This is a genomic window from Rossellomorea pakistanensis (assembly GCF_016908495.1).
Lineage (GTDB): Bacteria > Bacillota > Bacilli > Bacillales > Bacillaceae_B > Rossellomorea > Rossellomorea pakistanensis.
Map to the genome: position 1 here is coordinate 280669 of NZ_JAFBDZ010000001.1, position 25567 is coordinate 306235.

The 25567-nt window shown below is 36.8% G+C and carries 28 protein-coding genes and 2 other annotated features (1 of these 30 cut by a window edge); of the genes, 22 read left to right on the forward strand and 6 right to left on the reverse strand.

Features of this window, described 5'->3' with window-relative positions; all coding sequences use genetic code 11:
* Positions 1–91 precede the first annotated feature (91 nt).
* Positions 92–1201 carry a histidine kinase N-terminal domain-containing protein gene (locus tag JOC86_RS01440; protein ID WP_205167999.1) on the forward strand — a complete coding sequence of 370 codons (1110 nt, stop codon included), beginning with the start codon at positions 92–94 and terminating at the stop codon, positions 1199–1201.
* A gap of 98 nt (positions 1202–1299) precedes the next feature.
* Here the strand turns inward: JOC86_RS01440 and JOC86_RS01445 are convergent, their stop codons facing one another.
* A complete protein-coding gene (locus JOC86_RS01445; RefSeq protein ID WP_205168000.1) occupies positions 1300–2589 on the reverse strand; it encodes an MDR family MFS transporter in 1290 nt (429 codons plus the stop codon).
* Positions 2590–2807: 218 nt separating this feature from the next.
* Between JOC86_RS01445 and dnaN the strand changes: the two genes are divergently transcribed.
* Both dnaN and JOC86_RS01455 read left to right on the forward strand, forming a co-directional pair.
* Positions 2808–3947: a DNA polymerase III subunit beta gene (gene dnaN / locus JOC86_RS01450; protein WP_205168001.1), complete on the forward strand. Its 1140-nt coding sequence runs from the start codon at positions 2808–2810 to the stop codon at positions 3945–3947.
* Positions 3948–4108: 161 nt separating this feature from the next.
* Entirely contained in the window at positions 4109–4279 is a 171-nt protein-coding gene (locus JOC86_RS01455) for a hypothetical protein (RefSeq protein ID WP_205168002.1), read from the forward strand.
* Positions 4280–4366: 87 nt separating this feature from the next.
* Here JOC86_RS01455 and aspS read toward each other — a convergent pair whose 3' ends face one another.
* Positions 4367–5662 (reverse strand): aspartate--tRNA(Asn) ligase, encoded by a 1296-nt coding sequence (gene aspS, locus JOC86_RS01460; protein WP_205168003.1) that lies wholly within the window; start codon positions 5660–5662, stop codon positions 4367–4369.
* 105 nt (positions 5663–5767) lie between these two features.
* Positions 5768–5984 (reverse strand) — a binding site (T-box leader).
* Between the two features lie 270 nt (positions 5985–6254).
* Here aspS and JOC86_RS01465 point away from each other — a divergent pair.
* Both JOC86_RS01465 and JOC86_RS01470 read left to right on the forward strand, forming a co-directional pair.
* Positions 6255–7124 carry a cation diffusion facilitator family transporter gene (locus JOC86_RS01465; protein WP_205168004.1) on the forward strand — a complete coding sequence of 290 codons (870 nt, stop codon included), beginning with the start codon at positions 6255–6257 and terminating at the stop codon, positions 7122–7124.
* A gap of 129 nt (positions 7125–7253) precedes the next feature.
* Positions 7254–7748: a DUF1648 domain-containing protein gene (locus JOC86_RS01470; RefSeq protein WP_205168005.1), complete on the forward strand. Its 495-nt coding sequence runs from the start codon at positions 7254–7256 to the stop codon at positions 7746–7748.
* A 41-nt stretch (positions 7749–7789) separates the two neighbouring features.
* On the opposite strand, the gene chrA is transcribed toward JOC86_RS01470, so the two are convergent.
* Together chrA and JOC86_RS01480 are read right to left on the reverse strand one after the other, a co-directional pair.
* Positions 7790–8974 (reverse strand): chromate efflux transporter, encoded by a 1185-nt coding sequence (gene chrA, locus JOC86_RS01475; RefSeq protein ID WP_205168006.1) that lies wholly within the window; start codon positions 8972–8974, stop codon positions 7790–7792.
* Positions 8975–8995: 21 nt separating this feature from the next.
* On the reverse strand, positions 8996–9304 hold the full coding sequence (locus JOC86_RS01480) for a PadR family transcriptional regulator (RefSeq protein ID WP_205168007.1): 309 nt from the start codon (positions 9302–9304) through the stop codon (positions 8996–8998).
* Positions 9305–9676: 372 nt separating this feature from the next.
* On the opposite strand from JOC86_RS01480, the gene JOC86_RS01485 reads away from it, so the two are divergent.
* The 17 genes from JOC86_RS01485 to JOC86_RS01565 all read left to right on the forward strand — a co-directional run bounded on the left by JOC86_RS01485 (position 9677) and on the right by JOC86_RS01565 (position 23716).
* Positions 9677–9814, forward strand: a complete 138-nt coding sequence (locus JOC86_RS01485) for a hypothetical protein (RefSeq protein ID WP_205168008.1) — start codon at positions 9677–9679, stop codon at positions 9812–9814.
* A 248-nt stretch (positions 9815–10062) separates the two neighbouring features.
* Positions 10063–10545: a flavin reductase family protein gene (locus tag JOC86_RS01490; RefSeq protein ID WP_205168009.1), complete on the forward strand. Its 483-nt coding sequence runs from the start codon at positions 10063–10065 to the stop codon at positions 10543–10545.
* 20 nt (positions 10546–10565) lie between these two features.
* The gene (locus JOC86_RS01495) at positions 10566–12044 is read left to right on the forward strand and encodes a 4-hydroxyphenylacetate 3-hydroxylase family protein (RefSeq protein WP_205168010.1); all 1479 of its coding nucleotides are present in this window, start codon (positions 10566–10568) and stop codon (positions 12042–12044) included.
* A 110-nt stretch (positions 12045–12154) separates the two neighbouring features.
* On the forward strand, positions 12155–12904 hold the full coding sequence (locus tag JOC86_RS01500) for an IclR family transcriptional regulator (protein ID WP_205168011.1): 750 nt from the start codon (positions 12155–12157) through the stop codon (positions 12902–12904).
* A 28-nt stretch (positions 12905–12932) separates the two neighbouring features.
* On the forward strand, positions 12933–13484 hold the full coding sequence (locus JOC86_RS01505; RefSeq protein ID WP_205168012.1) for a 3-hydroxyanthranilate 3,4-dioxygenase: 552 nt from the start codon (positions 12933–12935) through the stop codon (positions 13482–13484).
* Complete coding sequence (locus JOC86_RS01510; RefSeq protein ID WP_205168013.1) at positions 13475–14527, forward strand: amidohydrolase family protein; 1053 nt, start codon at positions 13475–13477, stop codon at positions 14525–14527. Before JOC86_RS01505 ends, JOC86_RS01510 begins: the two co-directional genes overlap by 10 nt.
* Complete coding sequence (locus JOC86_RS01515) at positions 14475–14939, forward strand: RidA family protein (RefSeq protein ID WP_205168014.1); 465 nt, start codon at positions 14475–14477, stop codon at positions 14937–14939. The genes JOC86_RS01510 and JOC86_RS01515 overlap by 53 nt, the downstream gene beginning before the upstream one ends.
* A gap of 81 nt (positions 14940–15020) precedes the next feature.
* The gene (locus JOC86_RS01520) at positions 15021–16496 is read left to right on the forward strand and encodes an aldehyde dehydrogenase (protein WP_205168015.1); all 1476 of its coding nucleotides are present in this window, start codon (positions 15021–15023) and stop codon (positions 16494–16496) included.
* Positions 16497–16510: 14 nt separating this feature from the next.
* Entirely contained in the window at positions 16511–17308 is a 798-nt protein-coding gene (locus tag JOC86_RS01525) for a 2-keto-4-pentenoate hydratase (RefSeq protein ID WP_419095994.1), read from the forward strand.
* A gap of 18 nt (positions 17309–17326) precedes the next feature.
* Positions 17327–18208: an acetaldehyde dehydrogenase (acetylating) gene (locus tag JOC86_RS01530; RefSeq protein WP_205168016.1), complete on the forward strand. Its 882-nt coding sequence runs from the start codon at positions 17327–17329 to the stop codon at positions 18206–18208.
* 32 nt (positions 18209–18240) lie between these two features.
* On the forward strand, positions 18241–19251 hold the full coding sequence (dmpG, locus tag JOC86_RS01535; protein WP_205168017.1) for a 4-hydroxy-2-oxovalerate aldolase: 1011 nt from the start codon (positions 18241–18243) through the stop codon (positions 19249–19251).
* Between the two features lie 19 nt (positions 19252–19270).
* On the forward strand, positions 19271–20071 hold the full coding sequence (locus tag JOC86_RS01540) for a 2-keto-4-pentenoate hydratase (RefSeq protein ID WP_205168018.1): 801 nt from the start codon (positions 19271–19273) through the stop codon (positions 20069–20071).
* Positions 20072–20073: 2 nt separating this feature from the next.
* Positions 20074–20271, forward strand: a complete 198-nt coding sequence (locus JOC86_RS01545) for a 2-hydroxymuconate tautomerase (protein WP_205168019.1) — start codon at positions 20074–20076, stop codon at positions 20269–20271.
* 14 nt (positions 20272–20285) lie between these two features.
* Positions 20286–20855, forward strand: coding sequence for an FAD synthetase family protein (locus JOC86_RS01550; protein ID WP_239587341.1), 570 nt, complete (start codon positions 20286–20288; stop codon positions 20853–20855).
* Positions 20856–20910: 55 nt separating this feature from the next.
* Positions 20911–21936, forward strand: coding sequence for a TRAP transporter substrate-binding protein DctP (locus JOC86_RS01555; RefSeq protein ID WP_205168020.1), 1026 nt, complete (start codon positions 20911–20913; stop codon positions 21934–21936).
* Between the two features lie 23 nt (positions 21937–21959).
* Positions 21960–22439, forward strand: coding sequence for a TRAP transporter small permease (locus JOC86_RS01560; RefSeq protein ID WP_205168021.1), 480 nt, complete (start codon positions 21960–21962; stop codon positions 22437–22439).
* Positions 22436–23716: a TRAP transporter large permease gene (locus JOC86_RS01565; RefSeq protein WP_205168022.1), complete on the forward strand. Its 1281-nt coding sequence runs from the start codon at positions 22436–22438 to the stop codon at positions 23714–23716. The genes JOC86_RS01560 and JOC86_RS01565 overlap by 4 nt, the downstream gene beginning before the upstream one ends.
* 218 nt (positions 23717–23934) lie before the next feature.
* Here the strand turns inward: JOC86_RS01565 and JOC86_RS01570 are convergent, their stop codons facing one another.
* A complete protein-coding gene (locus JOC86_RS01570) occupies positions 23935–24387 on the reverse strand; it encodes a GNAT family N-acetyltransferase (protein WP_205168023.1) in 453 nt (150 codons plus the stop codon).
* Positions 24388–24471: 84 nt separating this feature from the next.
* Positions 24472–25374: a VanW family protein gene (locus JOC86_RS01575; protein WP_205168024.1), complete on the reverse strand. Its 903-nt coding sequence runs from the start codon at positions 25372–25374 to the stop codon at positions 24472–24474.
* 108 nt (positions 25375–25482) lie between these two features.
* Positions 25483–25567 (forward strand) — a binding site (T-box leader); it runs 126 nt beyond the window's last position.

Below are 25567 nucleotides of genomic sequence, written 5' to 3' on the forward strand. Positions count from 1 at the left end.
AATAATTCCTAAACTAGGTAGGATACTGACATGTAATGATCTAATATGTACTAAGTAAGATATTCATCTGAAGGTAGAAAGAGTGATTAATATGGCACCGGTTTCAGATCGTTTAATTCAATTCCTAGAGAATAATATCTCGACGTTTCTAGATAACTGGAGAGAAAGAGTGTTAATTTATCCAGATGATGTCCATTCTGAAAAAGTAATAATGAATGGTCTTCGAATGTTTGAACTCGTAAGGAAAACTCTTTATTCACCCATTAGTGAAGAAGAAATAAAAAAATTATCACTAAAGGTAGCAAGAGAAAGAGTCGAAGCAAATGTAAATATTGGGGAGTTTGTATACAATGTTAATCTTGGAAGAACGGAGATTATAAACTGGATCAGCTCTTCTGGAATTCAAATAGATGAGCTCCAGCCTGTTTTTGTCCAAATAAATAGTTTGTTTGACCAATTCTCATACTATGCAGTTCGATATTATACGGATATTAAAGAACAACATCTTCAAGAAAAAAACCTATTTATCGACCAAACTCATAAAGATCGCTTGTCAATTTTAGGTCAAATGGCATCGAGCTTTGTTCATGAATTCCGCAATCCTTTAACTTCAATTGTTGGATTCATTAAATTATTGAATAAAGAATATCCGGATATTAATTATATTGATATCGTCAGTCATGAGTTAGAACAAATGAACTTCCGGATTTCACAATTCCTTCACGTATCAAAAAATGAAGTATTTGAAAACCGAATTGAAATCTTTTCACTATCACAAATGTTTGAAGATCTGATGGAATTTCTTTATCCAAGCCTGGTTGATAGTGATGTAAATGTTGTCACTAGGGTGGATCCTTCGATATTGATCAGCGGGAATAAAGATGAAATTCGCCAAGTTTTTCTTAATATAATGATTAATTCAATTGATGCATTATATATGGAAAAAGATTATAGAGAAATAATTATTGAAGGAAAAATGGAACACGGAAAAATAATCGTTCACTTGATTAATAATGGCCCTAAAATAGAAAGAGATAAAATGATGACGATTTTTGAACCTTTTTATACAACTAAAGAACTTGGTACTGGGATTGGATTGTATGTGTGTAGAAAACTGATCAATAAACACGGGGGAGAAATCTTTTGTCAATCAGAAGAGGAAGAAACTAAATTCGTGATTACTTTGCCAAGTAACAAGTAGAAGGAAATTGATTAGTAATTTGTAGAGATCAAGGGAATACAGTCCCGTATTGGTTCAATTTAAAAAGCTACCCTTCATTTAGGAAGGGTGGCTTTATTTTAAATAACTTTTTCTTTTTTCGTAACAGGAATATTTGACTTTGTTGTCAATGCTTTATCAATTGCCACATAGATAAGACCGGCAATCATACATCCAACTCCTAACATCGTAAACATGACATTTCCGAGAGACAGATCTAGTAGGTAACCAGAGATCAGCGGCCCAATTGCGCCTCCTAGAATCCATTGCAAGCCTGAAGCCCCCATATATGTACCTCTTAGGTGTTCTGGGGCAATATTGGAAATGAACGTCATTTGAACGGGACTGATGAGCATTTCTCCAAGAGTATAAATACCATAAGCAACTAATAGGATCAGCATAATCATTGTAAAACTAGTTTGTTGAGTGTAGAAAAAGGATGGAAAAAGTGCCATTGCAATTTGCCCAATTCCAAATAAAAAAGTTCCAAGCAGCATTACAGTTCCGATTTTTTTCTTCCCGCACCAACTCGAGATAGGTAATTGAAATAGAACCACTAAAAGCCCGTTAAATGCCATCAAATAAGGGAATGGATTTTGCTCTGGTGGAAGATGTTTTAACTCATTATCAAAGTGAAGTGGAAGCATTCCTTCCGTTTGAGAAAAAGACATAGAAATGACGACACCGGTTAAAATGAAAATAAGTAATACTTTGTCTTGAAGAAGTACTCTGAAAGGAGAAGGAATATCTTCTTTTACTTCCTCTTGTTCTATTAGTGAATCTTTCCGTTCTTTTTTTGGAAGACTTTCATAAATGAATATAGCCACAACGATCGCATAGATGATTACTGATGCTGCAGCAATCATAAAGATAACTGATTTACTAAAAATGATGATAGAAGCTCCGATTAGTGGTCCAGTTGCTGCTCCGATATTATGTCCAAGTCGAAGCAATCCAAATGCTTCCGTTCTTTGTTCAGGTGCTGTTACATCGGCCACCATTGCAGAAGCTGCTGGATGGAAAAGTGAATTAAAAAAACCCATGAATGCTGAAAGAATCACAAATGCGATGAAGGTATCGAAAAAGATAAAACCAATCATAACGATACCATTTCCTAACATCGATCCGACCATAACGGGCTTTCGACCATAAACGTCAGCTAATCTGCCACCTAGCATGGTCCCAAAAACAGAAGCAATTGGAGCCACTGCCATGACAACACCTACTAACCAGAGAGAATCAACTTTATCTTTTAAATAAAGAGCGAAGAAAGGCATCAGCATCATAAATGCAATCCCGTTAATCGCCTCACCTATAAAGCGAATCCAGACATTGCGATCCAAGCCTTTTAATTGTTTAAAAGAGTTCATTTTATACACCTACTGTCTATTTTGTATAAATATCATACCTGAAAATATATACTTTCCTTATTTTCTGATAATTCTTTTTATTCATCATCATTTTAATATAATGAATTCATTACTATAAGGTTCTATTGGATGATTATTTATCAGTCTTTTGATGGAGTCTAGAACATTGACTGAAAGGAACGTATGTTCTACAATAGGAACATATAATATTAAATGGAATGGTGAGTGAAATGGAGTTTAAAATTGATTCAAATCTACTAAAATCTGCTTTAATTGAAGTATCAAGAGCAATCTCTAACCATCCTACTATTCATGTTTTATCAGGTGTATTGATCAAAACAACAATGAATGAACTCTCTCTGATTGGAATGAACTCAGAAAGAATTGTTAAAAAAGTCATTCCATCAATAAATGCATCGTTAGAAATTCTTCGAGAAGGTAGTATGGTCATTCCTGCTAAATCATTTCTTGAGCTTGTTAAAAAGCTTCCAGACCGTTTGTATATAAAGCAAACTCAACATAAGATCAATATCATTTCTAATGATATTTATACTTCAATAAGTGAAATACCATCCGAGAATTATCCTCAGCTTCCAGAAATGCCTAAGACACCAATCTCAAGTTTACAGTCAAACCTATTAAAATCACTAATAATACAAACATGCTTTGCCGCATCTGAACATGAAACAAATCACGTAATAAATGGAGTACAATGGATATTCACTGAGAATAGAATCCAATGTACTGCTACAAACTCTCACCGGCTAGCAACAGTAAATGCAGCTTCTTCTTCTCAGAATTCAAGAAGCATCATCATTCCAAAGAAAAACCTACTTGAGTACCTTCATTTGATCGGGAATGATAGTCATAACATTCAAGTTTTCCTAACTGAACATTATGTATTATTAGAGTCAAAGGACATTCTGTTCTTTTCTAGACTGATATCGGGGTCATTCCCAGATATCAGCAAAATGATCCCATCACATTTTTCTACAGAAATTGTATTGAATCGGAAAAGATTCTTAGAAGGAATGGAGAGAGCAAATTTATTATCTACCAAAGAACGCCATCATAAAGTGAAATTTATGACACTTGGGACAACATTAGTTGAGCTCACTTCAATGAGTAGTGAAATTGGGGAAATTATTGAAAAGCAGGAAATTGATCAATTAATTGGCGAAGAAATAGAAATCACTTTTGATTGTAACTTTATGAAAGATGCCCTCAAGGCAATCGATGAAGAGCAAGTGCGATTAGGCTTTAATGGTTCATTAAAACCTATCGTGATTCAACCTTTAGTAGATCATTCCTATACTCAAATCATTTCTCCAGTAAGGACTTCAGCCAGAATATTATAGGGGAATCGTAAAAAATGCTGTTTTAAAAATGTCTTTAGTAAATCTAGTGTAATTGTAGAGATTTTGATAAATCCTGGGAACAAGGATTTCAATTTATTAAACAAAATCATGGTCAATGGAGTCTAACAGATCATCGTATTTTTCCATTAAGAGAAAATGAAATGACTGTGATTTTAACAGCCACTATATTAATAGATGGTAAGACAATTGAAACGGATAATCTATTTATTGAAACGATTAAGAGAATTGGCGAGAAAAATGAATGGAAGTCAGTCAGAAGCTATATTGAGGCTGGAATACCTATTGAGAATTTAGTTAAATCCCTTTTTTAAAGCAACTTAGAAACTTGTATTAGTTATCAAGATGCCTGGAACCATATTTATGGTAAAGTACGTATAGTTCCAGACATGTAATATGATTTAAGGCGTTAAACGATCGCAATCTCTAGGGAAGGCTGTGGCTTCACGGACATTATTAATGTTTAGCATCTGGGCGGTCAATCGTTCTAAACCAATTGCAAAGCCTCCATGGGGAGGAAATCCAAATCGAAATAGATCTGTATAGCTCTTAAAATTGTCTAGGTCTAATCCTTTCGACGCCAACGATTTTATTAGTTGTTGGTAGTCATGAATCCTTTGTCCACCTGAAGTAATCTCTACTCCTTTATAGATTAAATCAAAGGAATCTGTCAATTCGGTATTGTTTTGATTAAGCATTGTATACATAGGTCTTTTTCTAGTAGGGTAGTTTGTAATGAACACAAAAGGTGTTAAGTATTTCTTTTCAATATATTGACTAATAAGCTTTTCACCTTCACGATCTAAGTCTCCATCCGGTGATGTCTTTTCGAATTGTTCCTTTAAAATTTGTTGTGCCTCTTGCAGAGTAAGCTGTGGAAATTCTTTAAGTTCAGGTAATTCTATATTTAGCAGCTTAAGTTCATTAGCACAGGCTAGTTTCACTTTTTCAAAGATATGAATCAAGAGCTGGTTTTCCAGTTTCATTAATTCTTCATAGCCTTCTATGAAACCTACTTCCACATCCATAGATGTATATTCGTTTAAATGTCTTGAAGAATTATGTTCCTCTGCTCGAAAAACAGGTGCAACTTCAAACACGCGTTCATATCCTGCAGCAACCATTTTTTGTTTATAAAATTGAGGAGATTGAGCAAGATAAGCTTCTTTACCGAAATATGGCAATGAAAAAACGTTTGCTCCACCTTCAGCCCCTTGAGAAGTCAATTTTGGTGTGAAAATTTGAGTAAAACCCTTATTTCTTAAATATTCTTGAAAGGATTCGACAATTTTGGATTGTATTCGAAATATCGATTGAACTTTTGGATTCCTCATCGATAACACTCGGTGATTTAGTATTGTATCTAAATTTGCCTCTATTTCATCGTTATTTACTTCAAATGGTATTGGAGCAGCATAGGATAACATCTTTATATTATCCACATGAATTTCTACACCATTTTCCTGTTGATTTGTGGAAACAACCTTACCTGATATTTCTACAGCCGATTCATTCGTGATTTTCATTTTTGCTATTTTGGATTCCAAAACGCATTGAATGAATCCAGATCGATCCTTAAGAATTAAAAAGCTTACTTTCCTCAAATGTCTTACTCGATGTACCCAGCCTTTTAGATTCACATCTTCATTTACATGATTGCTGCATTCAGAAGTGAGTACACGTTGATATTCATCCATTTTATTATCCTCCTTATCATTTTCAATAGTAATTTGATATCATCATCATCCTCATCGGGAATCATTGTACTCACCTCCTTAAATATAAAAAAGTCCGCCCCTATAAAAAGGGACGGACATGTTATGATGTTCCGCGGTACCACCCGGTTTGCTTAATAAAGCCACTCGAAACAGTGTAACGTCTGTCATACGTTCACTCCTACTTTTTTCAGAGTGTCACTCACGAGGTGTCTTTCTTTCGCTCTTTAATGCATTCATTTCAGCAGGAGAATGCTTTCTTTGAATCAGTGTGCGAAATACTCTTCCTCTTCATCGATTTTTCATATTGTTTATGTCATTATAGTAGTATCCTTCATAAAGTGCAACTATATTTTGACTTTTTTGTCATTTGTTTTTAAAAAATTCGTGAATTCGTTTATAACTCTTCATGGCAGTATAAACTAATACTATTTTTAATGCACGAATGGTTGTTTCCCTACCGAAACATTTTTTAGTCATTGATAATTTTGTTATAAAGGAGAAAAAGGTTGCTATAGACCCACTCAATAGATACTTGTTACGATATTTGTGAGTAAGAGTGGAGGAAATTTTTATGGAACAAGAAAGATATAATCAACTAAAATTAGGTGAACGTGGTGCGATCATTAGTATAATCACCTACATATTTCTATCATTACTAAAATTAACAATTGGTTATAGTACTGATTCAGAAGCTTTGCAGGCAGATGGATTGAACAATACTACAGATATTATTGCTTCTATCGCAGTGTTGATCGGATTAAAGGTCTCGCAAAGACCTCCTGATGAAGACCATCCATATGGTCATTGGAAGGCAGAGACTGTTGCTTCAATGGTTGCGTCTTTCATTATGATGGCCGTTGGAATTCAGGTTCTTTATGATGCTGTCTCATTAGTATTCAGTGGAAAAGAAGATCCACCTGATATGATTGCAGCATGGACGGGTATTTTTTCAGCGTTTGTTATGTATATTGTTTATCGCTATAACAAAAATTTAGCAAATAAAATTAATAGTCAATCTGTAATGGCAGCAGCAAAAGACAATTTATCAGATGCGCTTGTCAGTATCGGTACGGTAGTCGGGATTATTGGTTCTCAGTTTCAACTTCCATGGCTGGATCCTGTAACTGCAGTAGTTGTAGGATTAATAATCTGTAAAACCGCATGGGAGATATTTCGTGATGCATCCCATTATTTAACAGATGGATTTGATGAAAATCTAATCGCTTCCTATGAGGCTTCAATCAATAGCGTGAGCGGTGTAAAAGGTGTAAAAAATATCAAAGCGAGGAGTTATGGTAATAATAATGTAGTTGATGCCGTTATATTAGTTTCCTCACAGCTTGGAATTGAAGAAGCGCACAATATTTCAACTCAAGTTGAGAAAGTATTAATGACTGAATATGAAGTTTATGATGTACATGTACATGTTGAGCCTTATTGAATGATAGATGCCTTCCTCTTTGTCATTAATTAAAAGGAATTAGCAAAAAAGTTATCTTTTTATTAAGCTCATTAATCCACATCCATATAATTTAGGGATATGAATTTTATAAATTAATGGAGGAATTGTATGGAACCCGTGAATCGTCCAAAGATAACGATCCCTAAGTCTGTTATAGAAAAAAGTATAGACATTATGTCACTAGCCTTACTTCTTATATCTATTGTTTATGTGTTAATGGTGTGGTCTTCTTTACCAAGTGAAATACCGATTCATTTCAACATAAAAGGGGAAGTAGACAGGTGGGGCGGAAAAGAAGGTATCTGGTTCCTGCCAGCGATCGGAGTTTTTATTTGGCTATCGTTAACGATTTTAGAAAAGTATCCTCATAAATATAATTATCTCAACCTTACTCTACAGAACGCAAAAAAACAATATTTAAATGCAAGATTACTAGTTAATGTTCTCAAGGGTGAATGTGTATTCGTTTTTGTATTTTTCACATGGCAAAGTGTGAATATAGCGAATGGTAATAACATTGGTATCGGCATTTGGGAGCTTCCGATTTCTTATTTATTGTATTTACTACTATTTTTCTTTTTATTATTCGCTCAGTTAAATTAAAATAGAAAAGATGACCCGAGAAAAGGTCATCTTTTTCTATTTTATAGCAATGATAATAACCAACCACCTATTGCTCCTGTTATCACAACAATCCAAGGCGGTAACTTCCAGTACACTAGCATGCTGAATAGTAGTGCCGCAAATGCGAAGTCCGTTGGTTCTAATATGGAACTTGTAAAAATGGGGTGATAAAATGCAGCGATCAAAATTCCGACAACTGCGGCATTTACTCCCATAAGAGCACCTTTAACTTTAGCATTTTGTCTTAACGAATTCCAAAAAGGTAAGGTTCCTACTATTAATAGAAATGCTGGTAAAAAGATAGCAAATGTTGCTAGTAGGCCACCTTTCCATCCACTGATGACAGCACCTAAATAAGCCGCAAATGTGAATAATGGTCCAGGAACAGCTTGAGCTGCACCATAACCTGCAAGAAATTCTTCTTCTGATAACCAGCCTGTTGGGACAAATTCTCTTTCGAGTAATGGAAGTACCACATGGCCACCTCCAAAAACAAGAGACCCAGAACGATAAAAGCTATCAAACAAAGCAATCCAATTTAATGAAGTCATCTCCCTAATAATAGGAAGTATAATTAATAATCCAAAAAAGATGAGTAAAGATACAACTGCAATAGTTTTTGAAATCGGTACTCTTGTAAAGGAAGCATTTTCATCTTTGTGTTGTTTATATAATAAAAACCCAATTAATGCAGAAATAAGTATAACGCCTACTTGTATAAATGCAGTTTGCCATAAAAGTGTGGCAACTAGTGCTAACAATGCAATGGTCTTCCTTTTTATATCTGGTGTTAATTTACTAGCCATTCCAAGAATTGCATGTGCGACAACTGCTACTGCTACAATTTTTAATCCATGAATCCAACCAGATTCACCAATACCAACACCCTGTAAAAGTAAAGCAAACAATATCAATGCAATGACAGAAGGAAGGGTAAAACCAATAAAAGCAAGAATCCCTCCAAGGATTCCACCCCTCAAAATACCAATTCCCATCCCAACCTGACTACTGGCGGGACCAGGTAAAAACTGACACAATGCTACTAAGTCAGAGTAGGTTTTTTCATCCAGCCATTTTCTTCTTCTGATATATTCCTCATGAAAATATCCTAAATGTGCAACCGGACCACCAAATGAAGTAAATCCTAATCTTGTAGAAATAAAAAGAATTTCCATTAATGATTTAAAACTAACTTTTTGATTCATGCCGTTAATTGACTCCTCTCTCTAATCCTTTATTTCCTTAAAAAGCTCATATGCTTTCTTCCGAGCCTCTCCAAGTACATGAATTCCTTTTTCCGTGCATGTGTAATACTTTCTTATTTTTCCTTCAACGATGCGCTCTTCTTTATTGAGTAGTTCATCTTTTTCCATCGTGTGAAGAATTGGATAAAGGGTACCAGAACTTATGTTGTATCCATGTTCTCTTAACTCTTCTAACATCCACACTCCGTAAATGGGGTGTTCTTTTGCGTGGTGCAGAATATGAATTTGAATAAAACCTAAGAATAACTTTCTTAATACTCTTTCCTCCAAGAATAAAACCTCCTTTCATTGAAATCGAATATCGATATCGAATTACGATATTAAGAGTTTAACAAATACCTTGGTGGATTCCAAGAGTAAATAAATTATTTACAAAATCTTAACAAAAAGGAAAAGTAGGGGGGAGTGAACTATAAATTAAAACAAATTTTTTGGCTTATTTCGTCATGATTGTTGTTATTTAACTCGCAGCTTGAATACACTTCGCTTTCAGCGGATGACCCGCGAGGTCGCATTTTGGCAAAATTCCTTAATTTATTGAAATTGATAATAATAGTGGATAAGTTTATACATTTTAATAAGCTTGTACATAGCTTATTAATGTAAAGGGCTCTTCGAATCCATTAAGAAGAGGGTGGAATCATGAAAATCAATTTAGTTACTATATTATTAGTATTATTATTGTTGTTTCCTTTACTTATTTCATTACTAATTGGAACACCTGATCAAACGCGATCAATCGTAAAAGCAATAGGAACAACCCTTGGAATAGATAACTAATATAAAGCGGATCCTTTAACACACTAATACACTGCGGGACGGTTCTCGATCGCGTTAATACATTAACGCGATCGAGAACCGTCCCGCGGTGCTTTAGAGCATGAAAGTGTTTTCGGGAATTGACAAATAAGTCTAATTATTTTAAAAAATTTCTTTTAATTTCACATTATGAAATTATCGGGAGTTTTTATTTTTTTTTAACTTTATTATTAAAGTAGATTAAGTAATGAGGAGGTGGCATGTTAAGAATGGATATTCGTGATTTGAGGAATTGTTTAGGGAAATTTGCCACGGGGGTTACGGTTGTCACTTGGAATAGTGAGATTCACCAAAAACAAGGAATTACTGTAAACTCTTTTACTTCAGTCTCTCTTGATCCCCCACTGGTACTAGTTTCGATTGATAAGAAGGCGAAGGCAAATGAAAGGATGCAAGATAAGCCTTTCGTCATCAATATTTTATCATCAGGTCAAGAAGCGATTGCCTGGCAGTTTGCCGGTAAAGAGCAGCTCGGGCTTCAAATTGAATGGGAAGATTCGAATTACGGACCTAAAATTCAAGGATCACTAGCGACCATCGAGTGTAGCCCTTGGAAAGAATATGACGGTGGCGACCATGTATTATACGTTGGTGAAGTGAAAAATTACCATTATGAAGAAGGAAACGCACTTGTCTTTTTCCAAGGAAAATTTTTAGAAACCAATTCAATAGATAATTATGTAAAAAAATAGAACTTAAGGGGGATGTTCATTTGGGAATTCGTACTGGTGCTCAGTATATAGAAGGAGTTAAGTCACGTCAACCAGAGGTATGGCTTGGTGGAAGAAAAGTAACAGATGTTTATAATGAAGACGTTTTCCGTCAACCAATCCATGAAATTGCCAATTTATACGATATTCAAAATGATCCAACATATAAGGATGAGATCACCTATTTATGTGAAGAATCTGGTGAACGATATTCACATGCTTTTAAAGTTCCTAAAACGTATGAGGATTTAAAAGCGAGAAGTAAACTTTTTGAAATTTGGGCAAGGGCGACTTTTGGGCTAATGGGAAGAACACCTGACTTTCTTAATGTAACGGTAACATCTATGGCGAGCAATACTTGGTTTCTCGATCAATATAACCCTGAATGGTCTAAAAATATGATTAACTACTATGAATACATCCGCGATCATGACCTTTTCTTAACACATGCGATCATTAATCCTCAAAATGACCGAAGTAAAGCATCACATGAACAAGAAGAAGATTTTACTCATTTAGGTGTTGTCGAAGAACGGCCTGATGGAATTATTGTCCGGGGTGCTAAAATGTTAGCGACTCTTGCACCAATCACCGACGAAGTGATTATTTATTCTTTCCCTGGCTTCCAACCAGGTGATGAAAAACATGCGATAGCATTTGCACTTCCAATTGACACACCAGGATTAAGGATTATTTGTCGTGAACCAATGCAAGATGGAAAGCGATCTGTCTTTGATCATCCACTCGCCTCAAGATATGAAGAAATGGATGCTCTCCTTGTATTTAATGATGTGTTTGTACCAAGTGATCGTATTTTTATCAACCAAAACATAGAAGCTGCTAATCTTCTTTATCCAAAAACAGGAATTGGTCAACAGCCTGCTCATCAATCTGGAGTTAGGGGACTTATTAAATTACAATTTGCTGCTGAGGTTGCCGCAAGAGTAGCTGATTCTATTGGGGTCGATGGATATTTAAATGTCCAAACTCAATTAGGAGAACTGATGCAGTCTGTAGAAGCGATTCGTGCCCTCTTGAGAGTTGCCGAATATGAGTATGAAACGACTTCACAAGGAGAGGTTAGACCTGCTGGACTCCCCCTTGAAACCATTCGTGGCATGTTGCCAAAACTTTATCCACGGGCGATTGAAATAATTCAAACAATTGGAGCTGGCGGTTTACTTATGTCCCCAACAGGTGCCGATTTTGAACATCCTGAACTTCGTGCTGATGTGGAGAAGTATTACGTTGGACGAGAAGGAATTTCATCACAAGATCGAGTACAGCTGTTTAAACTTGCTTGGGATCTATGTGGAGAAGCATTTGGTCAGCGTCTACTTCAATATGAACGTTATTACTCTGGGGATCCATTAAGAAGATTGGGGCGCTTCTATGCAGGTTTTAAACGCCAAAACTCATTCCCATTGGTAGATGAAGCATTAAAGGGTTCAAGAGACTTAGAAGGGCAACCAACCATTTAAATGAAAACGCTTTAAATTAAAATTCTAGCCAGCAGGGATTCGACAACGTTTGTCAAATTATTTGAGGAGAGCTTAAAAATAGACCATTCGTTGGATGAGGGGGCTAGATCATGATTTCTTCCGTCAAAAAAATTTCGAAAATTCTGAACTGTTTCACGAACGACGAACCAGCACTAGGAAATCTAGAAATTGCTGAAAAATTAGGAATGAATCCAAGTACTGTTCATCATCTCGTAAGGACCTTATGTGAAGAAGGGATGTTAATCCAAGATAGTCGAAAGAAATATCGATTGGGTTGGAAGCTTCTTGAATGGAGTAACCACGTGATGTATCAACAGGATATATACAGTGAAGCCACTCCTTTTTGTGAAGGGTTAATTCGCAGGTATCATGGCATTGTACATATTGGGATGTTTGATGCCGGAGAAGTGAGATTTGTATTAAAAGTCAAGTCCAAATCGTCTCTCCCTGTACCCACCTATGTCGGTGCTACTAAACCAGCATACTGTACGAGTACTGGGAAAGTATTATTGGCATTTAACCCATCGTTAATTAAACCAACAATTGCAAAAGGTCTTTTACAACGTGCTCCTAATACGATTACCTGTGTATCAAAGCTAAAAGAAGAACTAAAACAGATAAAATTACAAGGCTATGCCATCAGTAATAATGAAAATGAACTTGGTCTATACGGAATTGCAGCCCCTATCCGTTCATATACCGGTCAAACCATTGCTGCATTAAATATGGTAGGCCCCATTTCTTATATGGATGGTAACAATCGTTACGAAATGATTAAAAGTGTTGTATCGACGGCAGAGAAAATATCAAAAGATATCGGTTATATTAGCGTTTTATGATAGCGCTTACAATAAAGGAGGAATAAAAATGGCAACACAGGCAAAATCATTTTTAAAAACAAGAGTGCTAGATTTATTGAGAACTATTGAAGATAACAAGGATCTATTGAAGCCACCTGTTAATAATAAGGTTCTTTGGGAAGATTCAGAGTTTATTGCAATGCTCCTTGGAGGTCCAAATAAACGACGGGATTTTCATGTGGATCCTTCAGATGAATTCTTTTATCAAATTAAAGGTAATGCCTATGTCGAATGTATTAATGAGGAAGGAAAGCGTGAAGTGGTTACAGTTGGTGAAGGTGAGATGTTTATGCTCCCTGCAAATGTTCCACACTCCCCTCATAGAGTGGCAGATTCGTATGGAATCGTACTTGAACGTAAGCGAGATAAAGGGGAATTTGAAAGCTTTGTTTGGTACTGTGATAAGTGTGATCATGAAATGCATCGCGCGACTGTACAATTAACAAATATTGAAGTTCAAGTAAAGGAAGCTATTGAACACTTTAATACAAGCGAAGATTTACGGACATGTGAAATGTGCGGACATCAAATGCCGCCAGAAGCTGAGGAATGGAAATGAGAATAGATTTTCATACACATGTCATTCCAAAAGACCTTCCGAATTTAGCAGAAAAATATGGTGGAAAATGGCCCGTTCTACGTCAAACTTGTGCTTGTGGAGCAAATATTTTAGTAGAGGGGAAAGTTTTTAGAGAAGTAACAGATCAAGTATGGAGTCCGACAAAAAGGATTCAAGACATGGACCGTGAAGGTGTCGATATCCAAGTGCTGTCCCCAATCCCTGTTACATTTTCTTATTGGGCACCAGTTGACGCAGCACTTGAGATGGCACAACTACAAAACGACTTCATTTCGGAAACAGTTCAAGAAAATCCTGGGCGTTTTGCTGGGTTAGGGACAGTACCAATGCAAGATACGAAAACAGCCATTAAAGAGATGGATCGTTGTGTACATGAATTAAACTTATGCGGAATTGAAATTGGGACAAACGTGAATGGAGAAAACCTCGATGCTCCAGATTTCTTAGAATTCTTTGAAATGGCTGAGAAATGGAATGTCCCACTCTTTATCCACCCGTGGGAAACAATGGCAAAGGACAGAACCCCTCGCCATAATTTCATGTATACTGTCGGAATGCCAAGTGAAACAGCTCTTGCGGCAGCTAGCCTTGTCTGGAGTGGAGTAATGGAGAAATTCCCGAATTTAAGAGTGTGCTTTGCGCATGGTGGAGGCTCGTTCCCTTATATTTTACCCAGACTTGATCAAGGGTGGAAGGTTTGGCCGCACTTACGTTTAACCACACAACCACCAAGTCACTATGTTCATAATTTTTATTTTGATTCATTGAATTATGACCCGTTAAATGTAAACTATCTAATTGATCGTTTTGGCCATGAAAAAGTAATGATGGGTTCCGATTATCCTTTTCTGTTAAGGGAAATCCCACCAGGAAAAGTGATTGACGAAATGACGGATTTAACAGAACTCCAAAAACGAATGATTCTCGGTGAAAATGCTCTTCGATTCTTGAATATAAAGGGGATAAATGATGGAACCAAAAATACTGACTCCAGAGAAGAAACTGCAAAGTCTGGGATTTAAACTTTCTCCTGTCCGTCCGGCTGTAGGCAATTATGTAAGCAGAGTTCGTGTAGGTAATCTGATATTTACATCTGGTCAGGGTGTGGATGAGTTTCACGGGAAAATTGGTCAAGACCTTGATGTTGAAACAGGTTATCTTGCTGCTCGCCAATCTATGGTGAATTTATTGAATGTCCTAAAAGATGAACTAGGTGAACTCAGTAGGATTAAAAGAGTTGTCAAAATTCTTGGATTTGTCAACTGTACTGATGATTTTATAGACCAGCCAAAAGTAATGAATGGAGCATCAGATTTACTAGTAGAAGTCTTTGGTGAAAAAGGACGCCATGCCAGGTCAGCTGTTGGAATGGCCCAGTTACCTGGGGGAACGGCGATCGAAATTGAAATGATTGTAGAAGTAGAAGATTTTTAGTAGTAATTATTTGAAAAAAGGTGGCGTTACGGTCACCTTTTTTCAAAATACTCACGAGTAGTTTTAAAGGAGGTTCTCATTTTGCATTTAAAAGAAAAGTCAAACCGCAAAGTAAAACCAATTGATTGTCTCCATTTCATCAATGGTGACTATCGGGATTCACATAATTCAAAAGTCTTTGAAAATATAAACCCTGCCACAGAAGAGGTGTTAGGAAAGGTGGCAGAAGGTGGTAAGAGGGAAGTTGATGAGGCAGTCCAGGCCGCTAAGACGGCTCTTAAGGGACCTTGGAAAAATTTCACTTCAGAGGAACGTTCTATTGTCCTTAGACGGATTGGAGACTTAATTATTGACCGAAAAGAAGAATTAGCCGCACTTGAATCTATGGATACGGGTAAGCCCTACCAAATGGCACTAGATATAGATATTCCAAGGTCTGCCTATAATTTCCATTTCTTTGCAGATTATCTCACATCAATGGGAACAGAAGCATTTCAACAAGATCAAAAAGCACTCCACTATTCGATTCGTCGGCCGGTAGGAGTTGTAGGGATGATAAATCCTTGGAATCTCCCATTACTATTACTCACTTGGAAAATGGCACCTTGTCTAGCGGCTGGAAATACCGCAGTTATGAAACCAGCCGAATGGACCCCTATGACGGCAACAATCTTGGCTGAAATTTGTAAAGAGGCTGGTGTACCTGACGGAGTCGTCAACCTTGTTCATGGCTTTGGCCCGAACTCAGCTGGAGCAGCGATTACAGAACACCCAGATGTAGATGCCGTTACTTTTACAGGAGAAACGAAAACAGGCACAGCGATCATGAAAGCAGCAGCACCAACATTAAAAAAACTATCCTATGAATTAGGTGGAAAAAATCCAAATATTATCTTTGCTGACTCTGATCTTGATGAAGTAATCGAGACTACTCTGAAATCTAGCTTCATGAACCAGGGAGAAGTTTGTTTATGTGGATCACGTATTTATGTTGAAAGTTCAGCTTATGAAGATTTTGTTGACAAATTTGTATTAAAAACAAAAGAACTCAAAATAGGAGACCCCTTCAAAAATGAAACCAGTGTCGGTGCTGTTATCAGTAAAGAACATTACGACAAGGTTTTAAGCTACATACAGTCTGCTAGAGATGAAGGGGGAACAATCCTAACCGGTGGAGGAAGACCTCAAACTGAAAAGAAGGGTTATTATATTGAACCAACGATTATTGTAGGGCTTGATAAAGATTCACGTTGTGTCCGTGAAGAAATTTTTGGTCCTGTTGTAACTGTTCTCCCATTTGAAACGGAAGAGGAAGTGATTGAACAAGCTAATGATACACATTATGGATTAGGAACGACGATTTGGACGAACGATTTAAGAAGAGCTCATCGTGTCGCACATCAAATTGAAGCTGGAATCATTTGGGTCAACACCTGGTATTTAAGAGATCTTCGGACACCTTTTGGCGGAATGAAACAAAGTGGAATTGGGAGAGAAGGTGGAATGCACAGTTTTGAATTTTACAGCGAATTATCAAATATCACCATTAAATTATAGAAAGGAGGATAACCATGTCAGAAAAAGTAATGTTAGAAGAAATAAAGGATTTCTCTAAAGATCTTATGAAGGCAGAGAGGGAACAAAAAGGAATAACACCTCTAACAGAAATTAAACCGGATATTACTGTGGATGAAGCCTACCTCGTTCAACTGGAGACGGTCACACAGAAAGTAGAGTCTGGTTCTATTATAGTTGGGAAAAAAATCGGGCTTACCTCCATTGCCATGCAAGAGCTTCTTGGTGTAGGCGAACCAGATTATGGACACCTTCTCGATTATATGGCTGTCGAAAACAATGGAACCGTTACATCCAATCAAGTAATTCAACCCAGAGTGGAAGGGGAAATTGCTTTTATTCTAAAAGAAGAACTGAAAGGTCCTGATGTAACGGTACAGCAGGTGCTTCAAGCGACAGATTATGTTCTTCCTGCACTTGAAATTGTTGATAGTAGAATTGTAGATTGGAAAATTAAGTTAGAAGATACTATCGCAGATAACGCTTCCTCAGGTCTGTTTGTATTAGGGGATACCCCAATATCTGTCGAAGAGGTAGATCTTCCACAATTGAAGATGAAATTATTTCGTAATGAAGAATTGATAAACACTGGTAAAGGCTCCGCTGCTCTTGAAGATCCTGCCTATTGCGTAGCATGGCTCGCGAATAAATTAGCAGATTATAATCTTTCGCTAGAACCTGGTGAGGTCATTTTATCTGGAGCACTATCAGCCGCTATTTTTGCACAGCCAGGAGATAAATTTACTGCGGAAATCGACTTATTAGGCAGAGTCTCTGTTAAGTTTGATCGGTAAAGAAAGGAGTCCTCATTAATGAAAGTGAAAGTGGCCATTATTGGATCAGGAAATATTGGAACAGATTTAATGAAGAAATTGCTTCGATCAGAACAATTAGATCTAACCGCTATGATTGGCATTGATTCACACTCTGAAGGTTTAAAAATGGCACAAGAAAATGGAATTCAAACCATTGATAACGGCATTGAAGGATTTTTGGAAAAACCAGAACTTGCCGAAATCCTTTTCGATGCTACGTCAGCAAAGGCTCATATTGATCATGCAAAAAGATTAAAAGAAATTGGCAAAAAAGTGATTGATCTTACTCCCGCTGCTATTGGTCCATTTGTTGTCCCTCCTGTAAATCTAGGTTCACATTTACAGGAATCAAATGTGAACATGATTACGTGTGGTGGCCAGGCAACCATTCCGATTGTTCATGCTGTTCAACAAGTAGTGGAAGTAGAATATGCTGAGATTGTTGCTACCATCTCAAGTAAAAGTGCTGGCCCAGGCACACGGGCAAATATAGATGAATTTACGGTAACTACTTCAAAAGGAATTGAAGAAATCGGGGGGGCTAAGAAAGGGAAAGCCATCATTATTCTCAATCCAGCAGAACCACCTATATTGATGAGAGATACAGTCTATTGTCTTGTAAAAGGGAAACTGGATGAGGCACTCATTACAAAATCAATTATAGAGATGGTAAAGAAAGTACAAGAATATGTTCCAGGATATCAAATGAGAACAGACCCCATTTTTGAAGATAATAAAGTAACTGTTTTTTTAGAAGTTGAAGGCTCTGGCGATTACCTTCCACCATATGCTGGTAATTTGGATATCATGACGGCATCTGCACTCAAGGTTGGTGAAGAATTTGCCAAAAATATACTTACTCAAAAGGCGTTTCATTAATCAAGGTTTTAGTATAGGAAAGGAGAATGATCATGGTAAAAAGGGATGTTACCGTTACTGAAGTTGCCTTGAGGGACGGGAGCCATGCCATCGGACATTCGTATACAATTGACCAAGTACAGAAAGTTGCAAAAGCACTTGATGAAGCAAATGTTCCATATATTGAAGTTTCACATGGTGATGGATTGGGAGGTTCTTCCCTTCAATATGGACGTTCAAAGACGAATGAAATGGAATTAATCTCTGCTGCCGTTTCCGTTTGTAAACAAGCAAGAGTAGGTGTATTGCTATTGCCTGGAATCGGTACCGTTGAGGAACTGAAGGAGGCTGAAAACCTAGGGGCAAGACTCGCACGTATTGCAACACATGTGACAGAAGCAGATGTTTCTAAGCAGCATATTCAATTAGCTAAGGAGTTAGGGATGGAAACGGTTGGTTTTTTAATGATGGCCCATATGGTCCCAACAGAAAAATTGGTTGAGCAAGCAAAGCTCATGGAATGCTACGGAGCAGATACCGTTTACATTGTTGACTCTGCTGGCGCACTACTACCACATGAAGTGAAAGAAAGAGTCAAGGCGTTAAAAAATCAACTTAAAGTAAATATCGGTTTTCATGCCCATAATAATCTTTCGTTAGCAATGGCGAATACGCTTGTGGCTATTGAAGAAGGGGCGACATGGGTGGATGGCAGTGTTCGCTGCCTTGGCGCAGGAGCGGGAAATACACAGACAGAAGTACTTGTTTCTGTACTTGACCGAATGAATAGATCAACAGGAATTGATCTTTACAAAATGATGGACCTTGCTGAGGAGATCGTTGCTCCTATTCTTGAGAAACCTCAAGAAATCACAAAAGGGAGTTTAATTCTTGGCTATGCAGGTGTTTATTCCAGTTTCTTGCTTCATGCAGAAAGAGCAGCCCATAAGTTTAACGTAGATTCTAGAGATATTTTAGTAGAGTTAGGGAAACGAAGAGTAGTTGGGGGTCAAGAGGATATGATTGTGGATGTTGCTAGTGAGTTAGCCAAGAAATCTATATGAAAGTCGAAAGGGGTTCATAATGAAAACAAAAACACTTACTCTAAAACAGATTGCCGAACAAATTGATCATCATCAAATAACAGGTATAGATATGGATAAGATTACGAGTCATAGTCCTGATATAACTGTGAAAGATTCCTACGAGATCCAACAACATTGGGAACAATGTGCATTAAAGCGCGGAGATTTGAAAATTGGTTGGAAAATGGGATTAACAAGTGTTGCAAAGCAAAGATCAGTGGGGGTGAATGAACCGATTTACGGTAGACTTACGAATTCAATGGAAGTTCACTCGAACACATTATCACTTAAAGGGTTGATCCATCCGAGAGTTGAACCGGAAATAGCTTTTGTCATAAAAGAAGAATTGAAGGGTGATCAATTGACTGCACGGGATGTATGGAAAGCTACTGAATTCATCATGCCTGCAGTAGAAGTCATCGACAGTCGATATAAAAACTTTTCTTTTACTTTAGTAGATGTAGTCGCAGACAATGCATCATCTTCTCGATTTTTTTTAAGTGACCAAGCGTTTTCACCTTTTCACACCCCACTTGATAAACTTGAAGTGAATATGTATAGAAACGGTGAAAAAGTTCAATCAGGAGTTGGTTCTGCGGTATTAGGCCATCCAGTTAAGTCAGTTATTGAACTAGCAAAAATGCTACACCATGTCGGACTTGCAATCCAACCTGGAATGGTGATTTTAACCGGCGGAATTACAGAGGCTGTTAACGTTTACGATGGTGATGAACTAAAGGTAACATTTGATTCATTAGGAGAAATAAACTTTGATGTTAAGAAAGAAAAAGAGGACTAAAAATGCCAATTGCACACCTGCATATTCTTGAAGGGAGAAGCCAAGAAGTAAAAAGTAAACTCATTCTCTCTGTTACTAAATCGATTAGCGAAAGCTTAGGAACAAATCCTGAGAAGATTCGGGTTTTAATTCATGAAATACAAAAGGAAAATTGGGGAACCGGAGGGGTAGCCAAAAGTGAAAGTCCAAATCATTACTAATTTTGGAGGGAGTGTTGGGATTGAAACTGCACCATGAACAGTCATTGGAATTGAATTCCTCCATCATAGCGATTGGAGCATTTGATGGAGTTCATAAAGGTCATCAACATGTCATATCCCAAGCGGTAAAAAAAAGTCAAAGTATTAAAGCCCCAAGTGTAGTATTTACTTTTGATCCACCTCCACGCCATTACTTTAAAGGAGCAAGAATGTTAACGACTATTGGGGAAAAGCTAAACCGGATAGAAAAGTTGGGTGTTGATCACGTAATCGTAGCCAAATTTAATAATCATTTTCTCCAACGAACTCCTGAGCAATTTATTAAAGATCTAAAAAAATGTAATCCAGTTGAAATTCACGTAGGAAAGGATTTTAGGTTCGGTCTAAATCGTACAGGTGATATTAATTTACTCCATAAATTCTTTACTGTCAGAACGGCTAGACCTATCTACTGTGATAAAGGCACTATTATTTCCTCAACTAGAATTCGAAAGCTGGTTGAACAAGGGAAAAATAATGAAGCTAGGAAACTATTAGGTTTACACTTTTCCTTTCAACGATTAACTTTAAATACTCCTAAGTAGATAGAGACGGCTTTTTTCTAATTTTTTGCCAAATTATTGATGAGGGGGAAAATCAGTGAAAAAGTTAAAGCAAGGGATCATTTCTATCATTAGTTTGATTTTTATAATAGGAGTTCTATCGGCTTGTAGTTCTGGTAAGGCTGAAACGAGTGGAAGTGCTTCTGGTGGAGGTAAAACCTACAATTTTAAATTGGCACATATTACTCCTCCATCCCATATGTGGCATAAAGGGGCAGAAAAATTCAAGGAAGAACTAGAGAAAAGGTCGGATGGACGTATGAAATTGGAAATCTATCCTTCTAGTCAATTGGGAACTGAGGCGGATATGGTAGAACAAATTGCTTCAGGTTCTGTTGATTTCGGCTTTATCACTGCTGCTTATATGAGTTCTAGGGAAGCTTCATTTGCTGCTTGGTTTACTCCATATGCATTTGAAGATTTAAATGCTGCAAATGAAGCTCGTGATTCTGAAATCGCAAAGAAAATTCTTGGAACATTGGATAAACAAGGGTTAGTTGGACTCGATTATTTATTTGCCGGTCAGCGTGTCATGCTATTTAAAGATAAAGAGGTAAAGAAAGCTTCAGATATGGAAGGGTTAAAATTACGAGTTACTCCAAGTCCGCCAATGCAAGATTTTTATCAATTCTCAGGAGCATCGACAGAAGGGCTGCCACTTCCAGAAGTTTATTCTGCTGTTCAAACAGGTGTAATTGATGGAATGGATATGGATTTAGATGCTGCCATTACGAACAAATATCATGAAGTAGTGAAGCATGGTGCCGTTACCAATCATATGGTGTGGCCGGCTGTAGCGATGATGAATAAGTCTACCTTTGAAGGAATGCCAGAAGAAGATCAAAAAATTATCCGTGATTCAATGGCCGCTGCGGCAGAATATGCAGCAGTTACAAGAGCTGGCCAAGAAGAAGAGTTTAGACAGACATTAAAGGATAGCGGTATGAACATTTATGAACTAGATTCAAGTGTTTTTGAAGAGCAGATGAAAAAGTTCGATGAAAAATATGGGCCGACAGACCCGCTTATCCAAGAGTTTATCGATACCTTTCGCAAAAAGTAGATGATTGTTAGGGGGTCACAAAAATGAAAGCAATTAGTAACGGTATTTCATCAATAGAAAAAACACTTGCTGTTATATTGATGTTTGCGATGGCTGTCATTGTGACAATGGCTGTTTGTTTTCGGTATATTCTCAATTCTCCATTGTCTTGGGCAGGGGAAATAGCTGTTTTTCTACTAATTTGGATCAGCTTTTTTGGAGGTAGCTTGGGACTTAAATATAAGTCCCAAGCCGCTGTTACCATCCTATTAGATTATGTACCTGCAAAAGTAAAAAGGTTTATTCTCATTCTAGGGCATATCATTATGCTCCTTTTCCTTGTTCTTTTAATCTATTACAGCGTCAATTGGATTCTTTCGCCAAGTGTAGCTTTTCAGAAATCTACTGCTCTTTTAATTCCAATGTGGATTCCATACCTTGCCGTTCCTTTGGGGCTTTCTTTTGCAGGAATTCATTTATTGTCTAATCTCTTTGAATTAATCAAGGGAGGTGAGGGACAATGACTGTATTCGTGATCATTTGTTTCTTTCTATTATTGTTTATGTCTGTTCCAATTTCATTAGTACTTGGAATTACAACCGTTATTTACTTTTTTGCTGTCGGGAATACAACTCTCTTAGAATCCACTCCAATGAGACTTTATTCTGGTTTAGATAACTTTGGGTTATTAGCAATTCCTCTTTTCATGTTAGCTGGTGAATTAATGAATGGTGGAGGAATTACCACTAGGCTGGTGAAGTTTGCAAGAGTTTTAATTGGACATGTAAGAGGGGGACTTGCTTATGTAACCATCATAGCTAATATGTTTTTGGCCTCCATTTTAGGATCAGCTAATGCACAAGCAGCGATGATGAGTAAGGTAATGGTTCCCGAAATGGAAAAAGAGGGATATAATAAAGAGTTTTCTTCTGCATTAACACTTGCTTCTTCAATTGTGGCTCCTATAATTCCACCAAGCATGATCTTCATTATTTACGGAACTCTTTCAGGGACATCGATTGGCGGCTTGTTCATGGCAGGGATTACTCCAGGGATTATCTATGGAGTGGGATTTATTCTTTTGATTGCGTTGTTAGGTTATAAATATAATTTTAAGAAATCAAAGCGTTCTTCAATAAGTGACATCCTAAAGAGTTTTTTAAGTGTAATCCCAGCATTGTTAGTTCCATTTACCATTATTTTCGGTATTCTAAGTGGAGCGTTTACCGCAACTGAGTCAGCAGCCATTGCTTCATTTATTGCTTTTCTCGTGGGAGCATTTCTGTATAAAGAACTAAAGTGGAGGAAAATTCCAGGGATTTTGATCAACACAGTAACAGCAACCGCAACCGTAACATTTTTAATCGCTATGGCCAACATATTCGGATGGATGATTGCATTCGAACAGATTCCGCAAGCAATTGTTTCAGAAATGACTTCACTTTCAGAAAATCCTTTTGTATTTCTTTTGCTAGTCAATATCCTTTTACTTCTACTGGGAGCAGTGCTAGATGGAATCGCGGCACTCATTATCTTAGTACCAGTGTTTATGCCATTGATTACAGCTTTCGAAATCGATCCTATTCACTTTGGTGTCATCATCTGTATCAACCTCACAATCGGTCTCCTTACGCCGCCAGTAGGGACAGGTTTATTTATCGTCTCATCGATTGCAGAAGTGCGGTTTGAGAAGCTCGTAAAAGCAACGATGCCGTTTCTAATGATGGGAATCTTCATATTATTCATTATCACCTACTGGGAAGGCGCCGTTATGTGGATCCCAAACAAACTTGGCCTATAGAAAAGGGCGGACTCTCTACTATTTTACCGCATTAAACCACTGCGGGACGGTTCTCGATCACGTTAATACGTTAACGTGATCGAGAACCGTCCCCTAGTACTTTAATGTACTAAATAGATATTAATATGAAGCCTGGTTTTTCGAATCATTCAATTATGTATCGGTTATTAAACACAAAACACTTCCCTATTATATACTTAAAAGACTTTTAGCAAATCCTATATTTTTTCATTCTCCAGGTTACAAACCATTGTGATATGTGGAATTCCATCTTCTAGATACTCATTAGAAACTTTATTAAATCCAAATGCGCCATAAAATGATTCTAGATGGGATTGTGCTTCGATTTTTATTTTATTTGCATTTATTTCACTTTTGATATAATTCATAACGACTTCAAGTAATTCATTTCCGAGTCCTTGATGACGAAATTCCCTAGTAACCAACACCCTGCCAAATGCACACACTTCATCGTCTAGTATGATTCGAGCATAAGCACTAATCTTATTTTCTTTTTCTAATTTAAAAACATGTAATGCATGTGGATCATGATCATCTACTTCTTGATAAGGACAATTTTGCTCAACTACAAATACTTTTACTCTTTCATTATAGATTTTGTGAAGTTCAAGAGTTGACAATTCTTCAAATGATTTTATAAACCATGACATTACCATCAGCAACCTTTCTCAAAATACATAAATAAAATATAATTGTTTTTAAGAAAAATGTCACTCTCTCTTTTAATCAAATTCTTATGACCTATTCAATTTCTTCACATTTTTCATACTAGGGACTTTTCTTTGCTCGAATTCAATCACATCTGAAGAAAATAATTGAACGATCATTTGACCTCCATAAATTTTTGCCCGTATTAAAAGCGGTTGATTATATTTATTTTTAAACGTAAAATCTGGTCCATACCAGCTTACGGTTGCGTCTCGTCCCGGAGGAACATACGGTACTTTTCGACTATGCGAGTATCGTTGAACGATTTCAACACCTGCATTATCAGCAGCATTAAAAAGAGTAGAAGAGACCTGACAAATCCCCCCGCCAATTCCTTCAGATAGTTCACCTTTAATAATGACAGGAGCTGACAAATACCCTTTTTCAATCGTCCTCTTTCCTACAACCTCATTAAATGAAAAGGTTTCTCCAGGAAAAACTACATGGTTGTTAATAGCCTCAGTAGCAAGCGTAATATTATTTGCTCGTTCTTTATTGTTTTTATTAAAGTAAGTGATATATTGACCAATTCGCTGTGTACGGATTGAAGCTAGAAGCTCACTATCTACTTTCGGGTGTAGACTTAATAATGGAATGGTGATTTTCCTGGGCTCTTTTTCATAAAAATATTGAAGGAACTTTTCTGTAAATTGCTTTCGATACAGCTTAAAACCTGCTTTTTCCTTCATTATCATTCCATTTTCATTAATGTAAGCATTTTTTGGTTCAATAAAGGCTTGCTGATCAATTTCCTCTAATAATTCATCATATTTTTCTTGATTAAGATAAGGTTCTCCTAATAAAGGGTTTAAGAACTCTTTGTGATTAATTTCCTTTATAATTTTATCCCGATGTTGTATTTGAAGATTATCTTTCTGAGCGATCTGTGGTGTTGAGAGCAATAGAAAAGGGATTAATAAATATTTCATATCATCCGACCTCCTCGAGTTAGTATGAGTAATTGACAATCGTTTCATGTGAGATTATTAATAAAAATCTTGACAAGAGATGGGAGGATTTATATAATCTTCAAAAAGATTGAAACGTTGAAGAGGATTAGTAAATAGATGGTTGTTTTTTTAGAGAGGGATCCATTAGCTGAAAGGTTCCCATAACAACACT

What these genes read in the sequence shown, in the direction of transcription:
- JOC86_RS01455 (WP_205168002.1), top strand. Translation starts at nt 4,109, where the DNA reads ATGACTGTGATTTTAACAGCCACTATATTAATAGATGGTAAGACAATT.
- JOC86_RS01470 (WP_205168005.1), top strand. Translation starts at nt 7,254, where the DNA reads ATGGAACCCGTGAATCGTCCAAAGATAACGATCCCTAAGTCTGTTATA.
- JOC86_RS01490 (WP_205168009.1), top strand. Translation starts at nt 10,063, where the DNA reads ATGGATATTCGTGATTTGAGGAATTGTTTAGGGAAATTTGCCACGGGG.
- JOC86_RS01515 (WP_205168014.1), top strand. Translation starts at nt 14,475, where the DNA reads ATGGAACCAAAAATACTGACTCCAGAGAAGAAACTGCAAAGTCTGGGA.
- JOC86_RS01565 (WP_205168022.1), top strand. Translation starts at nt 22,436, where the DNA reads ATGACTGTATTCGTGATCATTTGTTTCTTTCTATTATTGTTTATGTCT.
- chrA (WP_205168006.1), bottom strand. Translation starts at nt 8,974, where the DNA reads ATGAATCAAAAAGTTAGTTTTAAATCATTAATGGAAATTCTTTTTATT.
- dmpG (WP_205168017.1), top strand. Translation starts at nt 18,241, where the DNA reads ATGGTAAAAAGGGATGTTACCGTTACTGAAGTTGCCTTGAGGGACGGG.
- aspS (WP_205168003.1), bottom strand. Translation starts at nt 5,662, where the DNA reads ATGGATGAATATCAACGTGTACTCACTTCTGAATGCAGCAATCATGTA.
- JOC86_RS01505 (WP_205168012.1), top strand. Translation starts at nt 12,933, where the DNA reads ATGGCAACACAGGCAAAATCATTTTTAAAAACAAGAGTGCTAGATTTA.
- JOC86_RS01540 (WP_205168018.1), top strand. Translation starts at nt 19,271, where the DNA reads ATGAAAACAAAAACACTTACTCTAAAACAGATTGCCGAACAAATTGAT.
- JOC86_RS01465 (WP_205168004.1), top strand. Translation starts at nt 6,255, where the DNA reads ATGGAACAAGAAAGATATAATCAACTAAAATTAGGTGAACGTGGTGCG.
- JOC86_RS01570 (WP_205168023.1), bottom strand. Translation starts at nt 24,387, where the DNA reads ATGTCATGGTTTATAAAATCATTTGAAGAATTGTCAACTCTTGAACTT.
- JOC86_RS01510 (WP_205168013.1), top strand. Translation starts at nt 13,475, where the DNA reads ATGGAAATGAGAATAGATTTTCATACACATGTCATTCCAAAAGACCTT.
- JOC86_RS01560 (WP_205168021.1), top strand. Translation starts at nt 21,960, where the DNA reads ATGAAAGCAATTAGTAACGGTATTTCATCAATAGAAAAAACACTTGCT.
- JOC86_RS01525 (WP_419095994.1), top strand. Translation starts at nt 16,511, where the DNA reads ATGTCAGAAAAAGTAATGTTAGAAGAAATAAAGGATTTCTCTAAAGAT.
- JOC86_RS01440 (WP_205167999.1), top strand. Translation starts at nt 92, where the DNA reads ATGGCACCGGTTTCAGATCGTTTAATTCAATTCCTAGAGAATAATATC.
- JOC86_RS01575 (WP_205168024.1), bottom strand. Translation starts at nt 25,374, where the DNA reads ATGAAATATTTATTAATCCCTTTTCTATTGCTCTCAACACCACAGATC.
- JOC86_RS01500 (WP_205168011.1), top strand. Translation starts at nt 12,155, where the DNA reads ATGATTTCTTCCGTCAAAAAAATTTCGAAAATTCTGAACTGTTTCACG.
- JOC86_RS01485 (WP_205168008.1), top strand. Translation starts at nt 9,677, where the DNA reads ATGAAAATCAATTTAGTTACTATATTATTAGTATTATTATTGTTGTTT.
- JOC86_RS01445 (WP_205168000.1), bottom strand. Translation starts at nt 2,589, where the DNA reads ATGAACTCTTTTAAACAATTAAAAGGCTTGGATCGCAATGTCTGGATT.
- dnaN (WP_205168001.1), top strand. Translation starts at nt 2,808, where the DNA reads ATGGTGAGTGAAATGGAGTTTAAAATTGATTCAAATCTACTAAAATCT.
- JOC86_RS01530 (WP_205168016.1), top strand. Translation starts at nt 17,327, where the DNA reads ATGAAAGTGAAAGTGGCCATTATTGGATCAGGAAATATTGGAACAGAT.
- JOC86_RS01545 (WP_205168019.1), top strand. Translation starts at nt 20,074, where the DNA reads ATGCCAATTGCACACCTGCATATTCTTGAAGGGAGAAGCCAAGAAGTA.